Annotated in this window: 8 protein-coding genes; 2 read left to right on the forward strand and 6 right to left on the reverse strand. The window is 56.4% G+C overall.

Annotated features, from left to right (window positions below; all coding sequences use genetic code 11):
- Positions 1-159: 159 nt before the first annotated feature.
- The 3 genes from PW789_RS17895 to PW789_RS17905 are packed head-to-tail and all read right to left on the reverse strand — an operon-like array spanning position 160 to position 6,851.
- Positions 160-993, reverse strand: coding sequence for an aldolase/citrate lyase family protein (locus PW789_RS17895; RefSeq protein ID WP_299379183.1), 834 nt, complete (start codon positions 991-993; stop codon positions 160-162).
- A 3-nt stretch (positions 994-996) separates the two neighbouring features.
- The gene (locus tag PW789_RS17900) at positions 997-3,486 is read right to left on the reverse strand and encodes a hypothetical protein (protein WP_299379186.1); all 2,490 of its coding nucleotides are present in this window, start codon (positions 3,484-3,486) and stop codon (positions 997-999) included.
- Positions 3,487-3,506: 20 nt separating this feature from the next.
- Positions 3,507-6,851: a TonB-dependent receptor gene (locus PW789_RS17905; RefSeq protein WP_299379189.1), complete on the reverse strand. Its 3,345-nt coding sequence runs from the start codon at positions 6,849-6,851 to the stop codon at positions 3,507-3,509.
- Positions 6,852-7,250: 399 nt separating this feature from the next.
- Between PW789_RS17905 and PW789_RS17910 the strand changes: the two genes are divergently transcribed.
- Positions 7,251-8,009, forward strand: a complete 759-nt coding sequence (locus tag PW789_RS17910; RefSeq protein WP_299379192.1) for a GntR family transcriptional regulator — start codon at positions 7,251-7,253, stop codon at positions 8,007-8,009.
- Here PW789_RS17910 and PW789_RS17915 read toward each other — a convergent pair.
- On the reverse strand, positions 7,998-9,287 hold the full coding sequence (locus tag PW789_RS17915; RefSeq protein ID WP_299379194.1) for an MFS transporter: 1,290 nt from the start codon (positions 9,285-9,287) through the stop codon (positions 7,998-8,000). The genes PW789_RS17910 and PW789_RS17915 overlap by 12 nt on opposite strands.
- Before the next feature lie 386 nt (positions 9,288-9,673).
- Here PW789_RS17915 and PW789_RS17920 point away from each other — a divergent pair, with 386 nt between their 5' ends.
- Positions 9,674-10,555 (forward strand): dihydrodipicolinate synthase family protein, encoded by an 882-nt coding sequence (locus PW789_RS17920; RefSeq protein WP_299379196.1) that lies wholly within the window; start codon positions 9,674-9,676, stop codon positions 10,553-10,555.
- A gap of 18 nt (positions 10,556-10,573) precedes the next feature.
- Here PW789_RS17920 and PW789_RS17925 read toward each other — a convergent pair whose 3' ends face one another.
- Together PW789_RS17925 and PW789_RS17930 are read right to left on the reverse strand one after the other, a co-directional pair.
- Positions 10,574-12,169 carry a fucose isomerase gene (locus tag PW789_RS17925; RefSeq protein WP_299379198.1) on the reverse strand — a complete coding sequence of 532 codons (1,596 nt, stop codon included), beginning with the start codon at positions 12,167-12,169 and terminating at the stop codon, positions 10,574-10,576.
- A 243-nt stretch (positions 12,170-12,412) separates the two neighbouring features.
- Positions 12,413-16,054, reverse strand: a complete 3,642-nt coding sequence (locus tag PW789_RS17930; protein ID WP_299379201.1) for an alpha-amylase family glycosyl hydrolase — start codon at positions 16,052-16,054, stop codon at positions 12,413-12,415.
- Between the last annotated feature and the right edge of the window lie 316 nt (positions 16,055-16,370).

Genomic DNA, 16,370 nt, shown 5'->3' on the forward strand with positions numbered 1-16,370 from the left:
GGCCCGGTTAGACTTTTGCGAGGACGCGGGAAGCAATGTCCAGTCTGATCTCAATGGCGATGCGGTCTATAAAGGGAAGAGGGGACAGCTAGATCTTTCTATGTGCGGATCCATAGAGGATGCGGATCATAGATGATGAGATGTGGAGCAGATAGCCGATTAGTAAAAAGTACTTTGTTCGCGGGGCTTGTCTTTGATGCCAAGTGGCTCGAGCAGCGCTTTGGCGCCCATCTTCATGAGGCCGAGCTCGGTGACAGACTGAAAGAACTGGAAGCCCTGCGAGTGGAAGCGCTTGACCTCTTCTGCGCTACCGGCAGGGCGACCCAGCCACTTGCCATGACGTTTGGCAGAGGCGACGATCTTCGCGATGGCTTCATCGAGCAACGGCTCTTGCTGACGGCCGCGTAGACCGAGTGAGAAAGAGAGGTCGCTGACACCGATGAAGAGCACATCGATACCCGGAGTGGCTGCGATCTCTTCGATCTGCTCTACGCCGCAGGCCTCTTCGATTACACAGACAACGAGGACATTCGCGTCGGCGGAATCGTAGTAATTGCCGGGCGCGGGCCAGGTTGTCGCCGCAAGCCCTGCGCCGGAACCACGGCGGCCGAAAGGAGGATAGTGGCAGCCCTGTGCCGCAATGCGGGCGCGCTCAACGCTGGAGATGAAAGGGAAGATAACGCCCTGTACTCCTTGATCGAGCACACGTTTAGAGAGCCACAACTCTGCCCACGGAACGCGCGCGAAGGCAGGAACAGTAAGGCCACGAGTCGCAAGCACAAGGGTGCGCAGTGATTCCAGGGAGAAGGAGGAGTGCTCCATCTCGACCCAGAGAAAGTGAAAGCCGAGTGTGGCAGCGTAGGCAGCGGTTTCGACGTTGTTGGAGCTCACCGTCATGCCGATAACGTAGTCGCCCGCCTTGAGACGCTCGCGAACGACACTCCATGTATCGGTCGAGACGGGATGCAGGTCTGCACGGTAATCGTTGCCCATGAGTTATGCTCCTTTCTTTACGACGGGCTTCAGCATAACCTCGGCGAGCTGGCAGCCGCGCCCGTTTCCTCCGAGACCGGACTCGCGAGTCCATGTGAGCAGTAGATCGCCATTGGCCGTGGCGGCGCGAGGCACGGCGAAGGTCTGCGGTTCGGGTGGCCATGGGCGCAGCTGCAGCGGGTGAATCTCTATGTCATCGTTTGCGACGAGACGCGTCTTGACGCCGCGGGAGTCACCGGAGATGACGACAACAAGGCTGTATTCAACGTCAGGATCGAGGCCTGTATAACGCATCTTTAATGGCGCCTCGTAGAGACTCTCGGCCCAGTGCTTCCAGGCCATGGGCGCGTTTGCGCCGTAGTGATCGGGGTAGCTGGTGCCGACGTGCGGCGAACGGCGGAAGTCGAAGTCACTGTCGGCGTCTTCGATGACGAGATGAGGACGGTTCGTGATATTGCCCAGCTCGTCGTAGAATCCACCGGGACCGGGGTCAGTCCTGTTGAGAAGCGTGCGGAGAGCGTCGATCTTGGTCTCCTGGACTTCGATCCTGCTGATGTTGCTGAGCTGCTTCTGAAAGTATGGGCCGTCGGTGACGGGATGATCAATGGTGTCGAGAGGCGCACCGCGATCGACGGCCTCGCCCTGAAATCGTTCGACGGCCAGCTGCTGATGGATGCTCTGCAGCAAGGCGTAGCCAAGCTCGGCGATACGGGTACGGAGCGCAGGCGCGACCTGGGTGACGGCGCATTTTCGTAGGATCTCCTGCGCCTCGTCTATGAGGTTTTGCGGATCGATTCCGTTGGCCGGCTCTTGAGCGGGCTTGTTGCCGATGCCCCAGGGGACGGTGGCGAAGCCAAAGTCTTCGATCCGACCGAGGATACCTTGCGCACGAGCAAGCTCTCCGCTCTCATGCAGAAGGCGTTGCCGAACATAGGCATCACAGCATGCACGGAACATGGCCTGCTGCCAGCGCCAGTTCTCGAGCACAAAGGGAGAGGCGGTCCTCTCGATGGAGAAGAACTTGGACATCGTGACATCCACCAGTTCATTGGCGGCCAGCGGACCGATCCAGTTCTGTTCGAGATCGAGCAGGCCCTGCGCGTAAGCAGAGCCATCGCTTGCGCCGATGATGAAGCGGCCGAAGTCGCGCAAGGCCGTGGAGATGGATGTGACCGGGTCCCAGGCCAGCAGACTCCAGAGAAATTTGTTGACGTCGTCGTTGCAGCCTTCCGAGTAGCTGACGAAGCCGACGGTGTGGCGCAGCTCGGAGCGAAGGATGGCGGCTTCCGCAAGTGGCCGCGGGTTGATGATCTCGCGGCCTTCGGTGATGGCGAATGCGATGTCCCAGTTATTGATGGAGTACTGCGACTGAATACTGTGTGTGATGTCGGGATAAAAACGAATGGGTAGTCTGGCTGGCAGCGATTTTCGCAGATCGTCGATGGAGCTGCGGTTTTGCGGTCCATAGACGATGCCATCGAGCCAGGTGAGGGTGTGCGGGTCCTTGACGATCTGGTAGAACTCTTCCATCCATGCTGCGTTGAATGATTGCGGGGACATCCACATCTGCAGCTGCGGATGTGTCTTGCGAAGGTTGGCCTTCTCTTTTTCGAGCAGAGCCATCATGTACTTTGGCTCGGTGTGGCCGGGATCGCCGCCGGGAACGAAGACAGCGTCGACGCGCGGAAGATCGTGAAGGACTGCGGCCCAGTCGGAGATCTCGGACTCCACGGTCTTGGGATCGCCATAGTCTTTGGCCATCGCGGGATACCAGACAGAGACGTCAAGGCCGTATTTATCGCAGATGCGTGACATCTCGATCATCATCTTCTGCGGAGGAATGGGAAAGTGCGGGCTGTCGGGCAGATCGTCGGAGATGGGGGGAAGCAATTCGACCGTGTTGGTGCCGAAGATAGCGAGTTCGCGGATGTACTGATCCCACATCTCGACGGTCCAGGCATCGTAGGCATTGGTCTTGGGGCGATAGCCGAGCTGATGGCCGCGGACGGCGTAATGCGGTGAGCTGGTGAGGTTGAGCGTTTTGAGATTGGCGGAGACGGAGCGCCGATCGAGCCTGCACAGGCGGAGCAGTTTGCCGGTGCCAAATATAAGTCCGCGTTCATCGCTGCCGCAGACCGCGATCCAGCCACTGCCACTGGCGATGGCATAAGACTCGGGGGGTAGCTTGCCGGCCTGCGCAGCGACAGAGGAGACCTTGTCGCCGAGTGAATGCCAGGTCGCTCGTGTGCCGAGGTAGATCTTTACCGCGCCTTCAGTGCCGATGTTCCACTCGACGCCGCATCGCTTCATGATCTCTTCGGTTAACATCTCGGCGGCTACGCGTTCGCGTCTGGAGGGCGAAGGTTGCAGGACGACAGAGACACTGTTCAGCTCTGTAAGCCCTGCGTCGAGTGCATGCAGCAGGCGGCTGCTCCCAATGCCGGAGACGGCCGCAGCGGCTACGGTTCCCTGTAGGAAGGATCTTCTCTTCATCGTTCTTTCTCCTTGAAGGATTACCAGTGGAAGCGGGCGGCGAACTGCATCTGCCGTGCGGTGGCGCCGACGGCGAGCGCAGAGATTTTACCTGCAGCTGCTGAGCCGATGCTGTTGCCGGGGAAGGAGAAGTTAGCTGTGTTCATGATGTTGAAGGCCTCAGCGCGGAACTGCATGCCGAGACTTTCGTAGATGTGAAAGTCCTTGTGCAGACCAACGTCGATGGTCTGGTACATCGGTCCGATGAGGATGTTTCTGCCGGTATTGCCGAAGGTGTATTGCGCAGGATTCACGAAGCAACTGGTGTTGTAGTACGCCGCCAGGGTCCGTTGGCCGCTGGGAAGGTTCCCATTGCAGATGCGGTTAGGACGCAGGAAGGTACCCGTGTTGAGAGAGGAGTTGGATGACATCGAAACGGAGAATGGTGCGCCGCTCTGCCAGGTGAGAATGCTGGTGAGATCCCAGCCGCCGATGACCTGATTAAGCAGCGGATTGATGCTCGATGCATACTGGCGCCCACGACCGAAAGGAAGCTCGTAGACGGGGCTGAAGGTGAAGACGTGGCGGTGATCGAAGTCGGAGAGTCCGTAATCGGCCGAGAGATTACGGGGGTTCTGAATATTGACGCGCGACTCAGAGGAGGAGGAGTTGCCGCCTGAGCCTTCGTCGATGCTGTGGCTCCAGGTATAAGAGGCGAGATATTGCAGACCATGCCATGCGCGCTGTTCCGCAGAGAGCTGCAGAGCGTTGTAGCTGGAGACTCCGCGGTTTTCCCATGCCTGGATGGTGGAGTATGCAGGGTAGGGCGAGCGTGCCGTCACACTTCCCGGGCCGGGTATCGCCACGTTTTCATTGAGAGCGATGCCGAGGTGTGTTCCCTTGGAGCCAACATAGGAGCTGCGCACAACAAGCGAACTGTTGACTTGATGCTCGAGCGTCAGGTTCCACTGATTGACATATGGTGTCGGGTTGCGCAGAGGGAAGTAGACGACGACGGGTACGTTACTGGCTGAAGGTGCAAGTGGAATGCCGCCCGCAGTGCTCAGGCAGGGAGCGGTCGAGGAGCAGGTCTGGGTAAAGGTCTGCGCAAAAGGATAGTTGAGGAAGAGTCGGGCGGAAGAGCCGGTGCCCTGCTCGTTGAAGAAGTAAGCACCGTACGCCGAGCGGAGAACCGTCTTATCGCCGAGTTTGTAGGCGAGGCTGATACGCGGTGTGAAGTTGAACTTTTGCGTCTGGACAATACCGCGGCTGTAGCCGCCTTGCCCGGCGACGACAACGGTGCCGGTGCTGCCGGCGACCGGCGAGATGCTGCCACCGGAGGGCACGAAATCGGCCTGGCGGTTTTTACGATCGACGAGCGCGGTGAAGAGATCGTAACGGATACCGAAGACGGCGGTGAGTCGTGGTGTGATGCGCCATGTGTCCTGCGCATAGCTTCCAATGTCGGAGTAGCTAATGTAAGGCATGCCGCTGGGGAGGAGGGACTTGCTGGCGCTCACAGGAAGACCGAGCAGAAAGTCGGCAAAGCCGGAGCCTCCAGCAGAGGTGCCGCTGTTGGTGTACGTGCCGGAGTAGCTGAGGGCGCCAGAGGGAGCGCTGAGCTGATTAAATCCAAAATTATTGTGGACGCCGCTGAAGCCGAAGCGCATAACGTGTGCGCCGTGGTTGAGGATAAGGTTGTCGGAGATCTGGATGGTGTTCTGCGGCACGATCTCGGGCTGGAAGCTGGCACTGTAGCCACTGAAGCCGGTGATGGTGAGCGAGGCAAGACCGGAGCCGTCGGTGTTGGACGCGGTATTGGCGCCGAGAAGACCAAGAGCCGTAGAGGTGTTGTAGCCGCTGTCCAGGGGGGTGACCCGGAGTATGAATCGGGTGTAGCCGAGAGCAAGCTCGTTGACGAGCGACGAGCTGAAGATATGTGTCTCCTGCAGTGTGGCCTGCAGGCTGGGCGCATGGTTGTTGCGGTTTGCCCCGGCGAAGGCGAGTGGGTTGAAGGTGTTGCCGATCTTGACCGGGGTGTCGGGAAAGCTGATGTCGGCGCGGCCGTTGGTGTACTGGAAGAACATGCTGTCCTTCGAACTCATGACGTAGTCCACGCGGGCGTCGTACTGGTGCTGCACGTTGACCTGAAGATTGTTATAGCGGAAGTTGTTCGCGTTGCCAGGAAGGTTGGGCTGTGGGATGACCTGTAGCAGATTGACGGCGACAGGATCAAAGCGCGAGGGATTGATCTGGTTGTTCGCGAACGGTGTCCGTGTACCCGTTGCGGGGTTGTAGCTATTGGGATCGTAAATATTGGCAAAGCCTTGAAAGTTGCCTGCGCGCATGGCAGCGGTCGGTACGCTGGTGATGGCGGTGGGTGCGGTGTGGGTGATGAGTCCCTGATAGTCGGCGAAGAAAAAGAGCCTGTCTTTGATGATGGGGCCGCCGATTGAGCCTCCAAACTGGTTTTGCTGGAAGATCGGCTTGGAGGAATCGAAGTAGCCGCGCGCATCGAGTGCGGAGTTGCGGAAGAACTCGAATGCCGATCCGTGGAACTGGTTGGAGCCACTGCGCGTGACGACATTAACAACAGCGCCGCCAGCGGCGAACTGCGCATCGGAGTTGCCGATCTGGACCTTGAACTCCTGGATGTCTTCGAGGTTGGGAAAGACCTTGGCAGTGCCGACGGACTGGTCGACGTCCTGGATGCCGTTGATCATGTAGAGATTGAAGCTGCCGCGTGCACCGTTGGCGGTGATAGAGGTTCCGGCGCGCTGTGTCTCGTTGCCTCCACCGGAGGCGCGGACGCCTCCTACAGAACCGGAGTTGACGCCGGGTACCAGAAGGGCAAGCTGCGAAAAGTTGCGTCCGTTGAGCGGCAACTGCACGACGGGTTCGTGCGAGATGACATTGCCGAGTTCGCCGGACTCTGTGTTGAGCAGGGGAGAGCCGGTGGAGACGTTGACGGTTTCGGTGACCTGACCCACCTTGAGCGCGAAGTCCTGGTTGAGCACCTGACCGACCTGCAGCGTGAGGCCGCTGGTGAGTGAGCTCTCAAAGCCAGTGGCACTAATTCTGACGGAGTAGGTACCAGGCTTGAGGAAGCCGGCGGAGTAGAAACCGGAGCTGTTTGTCGTCAACTTCGACTCGACATTCGTCTGTAACTCCACGATGGAGACGACCGCGCCGCTGACCAGATTGCCCTGCGAGTCTGTGATTCGGCCCGAGATGGTGCCGGTGGAATTGACCTGCGCAGAGGCAAAGAGGGTGCTCAAGACGATGAGCACCAGGGCGCATACCGCTTTACGGTAGTGCCGCCAGCTAAAACCATGTACGTGAAAGACCTGATCAAGAGTTGTTGCACCGAGTCGTAGGCTGTTCATCGACGTTCCTTTGGCATCGCTGCGGCTTCATGTGCGTTGAACAAATTCACCGACCGCGCGGGCACGGATTTTATTTCGCACGAAACTATACGCAGCGGCATATTTGATGTCTACATGTCGGATACAAAATATTTAAATACGTAGCGTATATCCATGAAGCAGGCAGTTGGGTCAGAGGTGGCTTGGGATGGAATATGGCGAAATATTTTTGATAAAATGTTCATTTATATATATTTAATCAGGAAGTTTCCAGCATGACTCTGGAGTGATTCTTCAAGAATTTCTGTCGATTATTGTGTCGACATAATCGCGATTTTCCATCACGTTTTGAATGCAAAAGAGGCGGCGGAGTTTTCTATGTATGCTCCTCGTGTACAGAAGTCGGTATTCTGAAACCACATGAAGACGAAGGCAAAGGCGAAAGTCAGCAAGTCGAATTTCACGATTCGCGAGAAGGCGTATCAATACATCCAGAGCCGCATTGCCTCGGGAGACCTGCCTTCGGGCGGAGCTATCTCGGAACTTTTGTTGGCGAAGGAGCTTGGGAGCAGTCGCACGCCGGTGCGCGAGGCGATCAGCCAGCTTGTCTCTGAAGGCTTGCTGGAGCAGACGCCGAACCGAGGCACGGTGGTGGTGCGCCTGACGCGTGAAGACATCGTTGATCTGTATGAGCTGCGTGAGGCGCTGGAGGTTTACGTCATCGCGAAGGTTACGCGCGAGCAGCTTCCGGCAGAGGACATTAAGCGGCTGGAACAGCTCTCGGACGGAATCCTATCGCTGGTGGATGAGCTTGCGACCACGGGTGAGCCTTATCTCAATGCGGAGCAGATGCAGCGTTTCGTGGCAGCAGATCGCGGATTTCATGCGTTGCTGATGGCGTTTTCGTTCAATCCGCGCATTCGAAAGATTGTGGACGAGACGAGGTTGCTGATTCGCATCTTTGCGATGCGGCGCCTTGGATATGGAGCGGAGAAGCTGCGCAAGATCCACGCGCAGCATGCGGCCATTCTTGCAGCGATTGTGAGCCAGGATCCTGAGCTTGCGGTTCACCGCCTTGCGGAGCATATTCAGATCTCGCGGCAGGAGAGGCTGGATGAGTTCGATCGCAATCGTCGAGCGAGCACGATCGAACGAAGCTATTCAGACCTAAATCTCTGAGGTATTGGCTGCAGGCAGTAGGGGCGTTGCAGCTTCTGCAGCCTGGCTCTCTCTACGGACCCATTGGGAGGCGAGCAGCATGAGCAGGCCGATGACGAGGTAAATTGCACCGGTCGCGCTGATGCATGCGCTCATGCCAAACCTTGCCGATCCGATGGCGATGATGACAGGTGCGAGTCCGCCCCCTAGCCAGCCGAGTGAATTGGCGATACCGGCAGCGGTGCCGCGATTCTGGACGGAGACAACATCGTAGAGGCCAGCGATGATGTTGGCGTCGTAGAGGCCTTTGAAGTACCCGAATCCGATCATGGCGAGCACCAGCAGCGGGATTGAGAGTGTCCATCCGGTAAGGAAGAGAAATGGAGCTCCGAAGAGCAGTCCAACGGCCTGGGTGAGTTGCCTCCCCCCACCGCGCTGGCGGGAGAAGCGGTCGGCGAGATAACCGCCACACAAGACACCGAGAAAGGATGCGGCCTGCAGATAGAGGCTGGCGTTGAGGCCCGCCATCGAGAGGCTCATGTGGAACTTCTTGTAGAGGAAGGTGGGCAGCCAGGTGAGGAAGACGACCGCCACGAAGTTCGCTCCCATGAAGATGCCGATGAGCAGCAGAACGATGCGGTTGCCGAGGATCTCGCGCAGGGCCAGCGACGTGGATGTTTTTAGCGGTTGAAGACCGGTTGCGGCTTCGGACTGGCCGCGAGTGGGCTCACGCAAAAAGAAGATGAGAAGGATGCCGAGTGCGATTCCGCAGCCGCCAAAGAAGAGGAAGCTTGAGCGCCATCCGCTATGCTGGCCGACCAATGCGGAGATGGACCCGCCAGCGATGCTGCCGGCGTAGACAGCGGTCTGATGCAACGACATTGCGCGTGAACGCGTGGACCCATCGTGGTAATCGCTGATCATGGACATTGCAGCAGGGAAGTAGAATGCCTCGCCGAGGCCGCCGAGGGCACGACACCAGACCATTGCCTGGTAGGTGTGGGCGATGGCGGTTGCTCCTGTAACGGCCGACCAAAAAAGCAGGCTGCCAAGTATCAGCCATTTGCGTGAGAGGCGGTCGGTGAGCCATCCGGTGAAGGGGCCGCACAGAGCATACATCCACATGAAGCAGGAACCGAGGATGCCGAGTTCGACATCGGAGAGGTGCATCTCGGTCTTAATGAGTGGGAAGAGGGAGAAAATAGCCTGCCGGTCGGCGTAGTTGAACAGGAAGACAAACCACAGCAGGCCGATGGTGATCCACTTCGTGCGCGTATTGGCCAACGTTGATCTTGGCACCTATTCTCCTGTGACTGAGCCGCTGCTTCCGGCATATCGGCCTGGCAGTTCGAAGCAAGCTCCATCGTTATAGAGGATCAAAGGGTTATCTGTCGACATTTTGCGATGCTTTCATCGCGATAAGGATAGAAAAAGCATTTATTGGTTTTGAGCGCCGGATTTTTGTTTTGGCGCAAATCATTTGTAGTCTTCATGTTATTGGGATGTTTAATGGGTGATGGTTCGAGGTAGAACTTTCAAGAAATATGTATTCGTATTGTCGACATAATGATTTATTTTTATGTATAGTTGCTTTCAAATTGCAGGGCCGAAAGGCGCTGTAACGAAATTTTCAGCTGGATGACTATCAGATTCGGCCGTCTTTGCTGCTTTGTATGGTGAAACCTTTGACCTCTTTTCGTGGTGTGTACGCAGCTCTGCTCTCTCCGCGAGCCAGTGACGGTGAACTGGACGCGACCTCGTTCCAGCAACAGGTCATTGAGCTGAACAGGTTCAGCCTTCGCGGATATGCGATCAACGGTGCGACGGGCGAGTTTACGATCTCCTCCGACGAGGATATCGACGTACTTGTACGTACGGCTCGGCAGGAGGCTCCGCAGGCGGAGATACTATGCGGTATAGGTGCTGGTGATCTGCGCCTGACGGTGAGACGTGCGGGCATTGCCCAGCTTGCCGGGGCGCATGGCGTGCTGCTCCCGATGCCGAGCTTCTTTCCCTACCGTGAGGATGATCTGACTGCATATATCTCCGCGGTGGCATCGTCAGTCGAGTTGCCGATCCTGCTCTACAACCTGCCGCAGTTCACGTCGGGCTTGTCTGTGGATACGATACTCTCTCTGTTTGCGAAGCACTCCAACATCATAGGCATCAAAGATTCATCGGGTTCGTTGGACATTGTGCGCGCGATGACGAAGGCAGGGCTGCCGCATGTACGAATGATCGGCAACGACTCTGCTCTGCCAGAGGCTTTGGTGGAAGGTGTTTGCGATGGCGTGGTGTCAGGAGTGGCATGTGCGCTGCCGGAGTTGATGGCTTCTCTGTTTGCGACGGGCGGACATGGCGATGCCTTTGCGAGAAAGACCGGTCAGCTGCAGGAGTTCATCGATCATCTGGGGCCGCTGCCGACGCCGTGGGGGCTGAAGGTGGCGTCGGCAGTGCGTCACTTTACGCGCGAGAGCTATCCGCTTCCGCTGAGTCCGGAGCGCGAGGCTGAAGTGGCTGAGCTTCGTGGATGGTTCATGGGGTGGTACAAGCGAACGCTCTCGTAGATATTCGGCATGTTTGTCCTAGGTGGTCGTGACTCCGCAGAGCGAGACGTCCATGCCCATTGCGCGGAAGCATTCTGCCTTTGCCATCATGGCCTCATCGGCTGTGGGTGCGTCGTTGGCGTAGGCCACATGGATGTGATTGGCCTTGTGCTGCGCCATCATCTGGTCGCGCGAGACGCCGTGGAGCACTGCACTCATCATCGGCCATTGGCGAGTCGTAATAGACCAGCGACGCTCGGTCTCCTCTTGCGGCAACGCAACCACGGTGGCTCGACCGAGATCGGCTTTCAACTTGTTATCTTCGACGTAGACGCGGCTCCAGACGATCTCGCCGGGACGGCTATTTCCTTTGATTGTGCCTCCTCCCAGCCGGAAGTACATTGGAGGCTGGCGTTCACTGGAGGCATCGGCGTATCCGTTGGCGAAATGGGCAGGAGGGACGGCTCCTGAGATCTCAAGCACCCAGACGAAGCTGCCGTCGTAGTCTTCTCCAAATCGAAGGTCGTGCAGCGTGTTTTCTGGAGGAAGGCTGAGAGCGTTCCATATTCTGTGAGTGATGAGAGCGTCGATGGCCGCGCATTCGTCAACTTCGTTGAAATGAGGCAATGCGCTACCGGCGAAGAGTTCACGTTGCCCATCGGCGGAAAAGACGGGAGGTCTCTCTGTATTGTTGAGCAGGCCTTCGGCGAGATCAGAGGCAGGAAGCATATCCCTGAGTCCCTGCTGATACTGAATGCCTATGGCCGCGCAGCCAAAGTTGTCGGCGATACGTACCGCTGCGATGTACATCTTCAGCTGGAGTAGTACCTGCGCGCTCGTTAGCTCGGTTGCTTCGTCCGTGCCCAAAGCGAATTGCATGCCACGCTGCTGGAGCCATTGCAAAGCAGCCTCACCTTCGGCGTCGGTTACCTGGGTGGTGGCGTAGGCGAGTGAGCTCTGGCTGAGGCGTTCCTTAAAAATGCCAGTTTGGTGAAGGAGATGGTCCGGCACAATGGCGTTGAACATTCCCATACAGCCTTCGTCAAAGACGCCAATGATGGCCTTCTCTTTCTTTAGGCGCGAGGCCTCGGCGACACCTATCTGCGTTGCACGTCCACTGGCTCCAGAGAAAGTATGGACGTGGGAACGATCGTGCGTAACAGTTCCGGTACTCATCCATTCCCGGAGCCCTTTGAGAAAGAACTCGTCGGTGAAGTCGGCGCTCCACAAGGAGGAATATGGAACACCGGCTTTGGTGAGCGAACCGTTGAGGTTGAGCAGGCCGACGAGGCCCGGCCACTGGCCGTTCCAGTTGGCGACGGTAAGGACGGGACCTTTGTGAGTGGTCAGGCCGGGAAGGACATGATGGCTGTACTGCCAGACGGCCTCTGCCACGATGAGTGGAGCGTCTTCGGGGATGGACTTGAAGACGTCCATTCCATAACGCTGCGAGTCAAGAAATCCATGCCTCTTCTCTGGCACATAGGAGTGAGCCCGCACAATTTTTCCGCCGAGACGTTCTACAGATTCAGCCAAAGCCGCTTCCATGGCTGCTTGTGCCGGCCAGCAGACTTGGTTGGCGTCGAGGCGAAGGTCTCCGCTAGCTACCAGATAGATCGTTGCAATCTCTTTCATGGAGAGTTCGATTACCTTTCCGTCACATTTGACGGAGCCATGATACGTTTCGAGTTCTTGATGTGTCTACATCGTGTCGACATGCACGTCGAGGATAACGAATTCACGAAGGTCCACAGCTACGCGTTTATTTCCTGCTTCTTCACTGTTGGCGGTTTGAGCCAGTAAACAGGCCACCCTTTTCGGGTGGCCCATCATCGCGGAGAGTGTCGATCTGCGGACGATTTTCCATCAGGCCGCGATTTAGAGCCTGTCAGGAAGCGGTGCCTCATCGCCTACCGAGCTAATAAATTCCGCATATTTGAAGCCGGCTCGTTGAAGCAGTCCTACGTAATCTGTGACTTGTTTTGCCACCGTGGCGGGACTTGCAAGAGATTTCGGTGACGAAGCCAATTGCAAAAGCTGTGGCAACTGAATCCAAAACAGCAGCTCTTCGAGTCGCTCCTGATTGATGAATTCCGTTCCCCCCGCATTATTCACGCCAATCAGCCAACGAACGTCCGGTTCTGTCCAAAATTCTTCCGTGCGGAAAGCTTTTTCGGCATTGGTTGAGAACTTCAATAAAACGCGAATCTGGGCTGCGGCTTTCCAGGCAGCTTCCCCTTCGAGGCCTATAGACGAGAAGGTTTCTGCCAGCGCCCAACGAAGATTGAACTTGTCGAAGACCTCGAACGGCGTAACTTCCGGCGAAAGAGTCTGAAACACGAGCCAAGTTAAGACTGGGCCCCACGTTTTCATGGATGAGGATGTTGCATCCAGGGAGGGGAAGACCGCGATGGCCACGGGCCGTAGCTCAGCAGGAAGAGCTGAGATCGTGGTCGGAAGTTTGAGAGAAGCCTTTATCCAATCCTCAAACTCTTTTCGTCGCGAGGCGTCGCTGTCCGTATCAGAGAGGCTGCCGGTGACAGCAGTACCGGAATCGATGACCAAGAGTTCATGCACTTGATCTTTGAAATGGTGTGCGTATTTGACGAACTCTGCAGTGCTGGGCAGATTTATATCTTGTGTCTCTAATTTGGCAGTAGCTGCGATGGGAGAGCTGTCAGGCGCAATCTGCAATGGACTGCCTTTATCAGTACCAGGCTGACTGGACAGTGCGGCGAAGGTTTCAATGCTCTCCGTGGATACCGCCTTTCGCAGAGTTTCGAGGAGCGGACGGATCTGGAGTTTCGACAGGGCCTCTTCCAGGCTGTACACTCCAGAGCCGTGAAGAGCATTACATAAACGATCCCACGGTTGTGCTGCGGTAGGCCGAAGCTCACGCCAATTCAGTAACGCGACGTGCTGATAACCGCGAAGCGCTAGAGGCAGGCCGTTATCGCGTAGATCGCCCGCGTAGCGTAAAAACTCCAAGCCTGCGACGTTGTCTCTGTATGCGATCAGCATGGAATCGTCATTTGGCAAGTTGAGCCCGTGCGATAAACTTTTCTGCTGAATGGCACCGCTGGCTTTATCGAGAAATCCTACCGAGAGGTGGATCGTTCCATGGGTCGATTGGTAGCTATTGTTATAAAGAATGACTGCGCGCTCATTGCCATGACGATTGGAATAGGCAAATACGTTTTCATCGACGATTCCATGATCGTTCCAGAAGTCGTAAAGCAGGAAGTGTTCGCTCTCTGCAAACAGGTACCGAGACTTCAACAATGGCGCGATCAGGTGTTGATGTCTGGCGATGAGATCGTCGTTCGGGAATTCATCAAGGCGTGCCTGCTTGAAGTCCATTCCGTAGCGTTCTGTCAGGCCTTCGATCTGTCCATGGCCGAACATCGGTAGTCCAGGCAAAGTTGCGAGGAGCATGGAGACTCCGAAGTACTTGTCCCCTGTCCCGAATTGATCGATGGCAGTCCGCTCGTCCGGATTGCTCATAAAGTTGACATAGCGTTTGAGGATATCCGGATCGAACTCCACGGTCTTTTTGAGATAGGAACGGTATTTAGCGTTCTCTTCATCGCGCAGCATGTTCATGAAGGCGCTGTTGTACACACGGTGCATGCCCAGCGTACGGACGAAATACCCTTCGAGGAGCCAGAACGCTTCGGCAAGCAGCAGCGTTCCCGGCACCTCGGTTGCGACCCGGTCCACGACCTCGCGCCAGAACTCATGTGGCATGAGCGCATTAAAGGCTTCGTCTGACATCGCGTTCTCTGCTCGAGACGGAATCGATCCACCTGTTCCCGGCAGAGGAAACCAAAGCCGCTGCACATGGCGCTTCGCCAGAACCATTGCGGCATCGAAGCGAATGATGGGGAACCGCTTTGCCACGTCGAGAATCACCTGGATTACGTGTTCTCTTACCTCTGATTTTAGATAATCAAGTTGCGCCGTATCATTCCACGCAAATGCCGTACCATCATTGCCATGGTAGACATACCGCGTGGTTCCGTTTGCATAGTGACGCAGGCGGAAGACAACTGCAGCATCTGAATGGTCGTAGTAGTGATCCTCGATCTTGATCTCAACGCGAGGATCTGTCGATATGTCGGGCCCATCAAACCGATACGCGGGGAATGGGCTCTCCCATCGCGACAAAAACCAATCAGGATGCTCGATGACCCAATCGGAGTCGATTCCCATATGATTCGGAACCATGTCGCTAGCCAACCTCAGACCGACGGCGGCGGCGTGGTGTTTGAGATGCTGGTATGCGTTCTCTCCACCAAGATCCTGAGCGATGGTGTAGTTCTTGAGGGAATACGCTGAAGCGACAGCATCACTGTTGCCACGCAGCCGTTTTATTGTCATGGAGGCGTGGCTGCGCTCCCAAAGGCCAATGAGCCAAAGGCCGGTAATCCCCCTGTCGGCCAGCAATTGCAGCTCGCTATCGGGTATCTGATCTAACCGATGGATATGACGTCCGTATTTCTTGGATAGCTGCTCCAGCCACACATAGGTGTTCTTCGCAATCAGTACGACCGTTGGCATCCAGGCCTGATCTGCGCTGAAAGCTTCGTATTCGTGGAGTGGGGCCTGGTAATCCCTCGCATATCTCCGCGGAGAGTCGTTTGCGCCCTGGGTCAGAGCGCCCTGTTGATCAAAGCCTACAAACTCGTTTCCAACAAAGCCTTCGGAGGTTCCCCCGGAATCCTTGTGCCCATGCCATACCGGACCGGGAGGGTGAAACCGCATCCATATCGCAATCTCTTCTTCCCGCAGAACATCGATGGCCAGCAAGACACGCTTCAGATCGTTGCCAAGAACCGGTGACCAGTGCTCTCGAATGTAATCCAACTGACCGGTAAGCGAATCAGGAGAGGCCAGCATCGGTGCGGCCAGGGCCTCTAAAAGAGTTCCCATGCCCGCTTCAACGGTGGGGCGGGTTTTGAAATAGTCGCGCAGAATTGTCGTTGCGGCGGAGTATGAGGTCGTGTCCTTGAGCTCTTTGTCGTCAAACAAGACGCTAAACGGAGCAAAGGCTGGATTTGAATTGGCAAACCATAGGAGGAGGAGCTCTTCCAGGGCAACCTCCTGATTGGGTGCGCCCTCAGTTTGCCCTGTAAGCCACTCCTGCGCTGTCAGATGCTTGCGGTACACATCAACATTGGGGAACTGCTCGGTGAAGGCTAATAAGATCCTGTCCCGCTGCTCCGATCCCACTTCCTTAGACAAAAACTGCAGTGCATCTGTGAGAGCAAGGGGATCGGTTTTCTTGCGGTAGCTCGCAATGAGGGCATGACTGAGCTCATCGATCAATCCCATGGCAAAGAGAGCTGGACCGGTAATTGCCGTTCCAGGAGAGCCGCTTTTCTTGTCGATACCATTCAATTGTTCCGCTAACTTCCGGCTGGCGGTCACGTTCGCAAAGATTACGTTGCCAGAGAAGCTGAACAGCAGATCGTCGAGATCAATCTGTTCACGGATACGTCTTGAAATGTGAAACTCCATTGTGCTCCTCGTCTCTATGCCTGGAATAAGTCATATCAGCAATTTCGCAGTTCATCCTATCGCTCTAGAAGAGAGCCCGGATAGCTGGAGGCTTGGGACGGCTGCAGGGTGAGGTGCGCCAACCTGCTGGTAGGAAAACTTCATCTGGTTCAGGGCCGATCTATCAAATGCCAATCGCAGAATCAGCGAGGAGGTGACGCTGATAAAGTGCAAGTTTATTGATTTCCATTCGGGCCCAAATGGAGTTGAGCACCGGTACGTGTGGTGACTCGCCCTTTGTTCCGGCCACAGTCGAAGCGAGACAGTGCCTTTTGCG

It is taken from the genome of Edaphobacter sp. (assembly GCF_028283685.1).
Lineage (GTDB): Bacteria > Acidobacteriota > Terriglobia > Terriglobales > Acidobacteriaceae > Edaphobacter.

Bases quoted from the DNA above. Each gene is read 5' to 3' on its own strand.
- PW789_RS17930 (WP_299379201.1), bottom strand. From the start codon at position 16,054: ATGGAGTTTCACATTTCAAGACGTATCCGTGAACAGATTGATCTCGAC.
- PW789_RS17900 (WP_299379186.1), bottom strand. From the start codon at position 3,486: ATGAAGAGAAGATCCTTCCTACAGGGAACCGTAGCCGCTGCGGCCGTC.
- PW789_RS17925 (WP_299379198.1), bottom strand. From the start codon at position 12,169: ATGAAAGAGATTGCAACGATCTATCTGGTAGCTAGCGGAGACCTTCGC.
- PW789_RS17910 (WP_299379192.1), top strand. From the start codon at position 7,251: ATGAAGACGAAGGCAAAGGCGAAAGTCAGCAAGTCGAATTTCACGATT.
- PW789_RS17905 (WP_299379189.1), bottom strand. From the start codon at position 6,851: ATGAACAGCCTACGACTCGGTGCAACAACTCTTGATCAGGTCTTTCAC.
- PW789_RS17895 (WP_299379183.1), bottom strand. From the start codon at position 993: ATGGGCAACGATTACCGTGCAGACCTGCATCCCGTCTCGACCGATACA.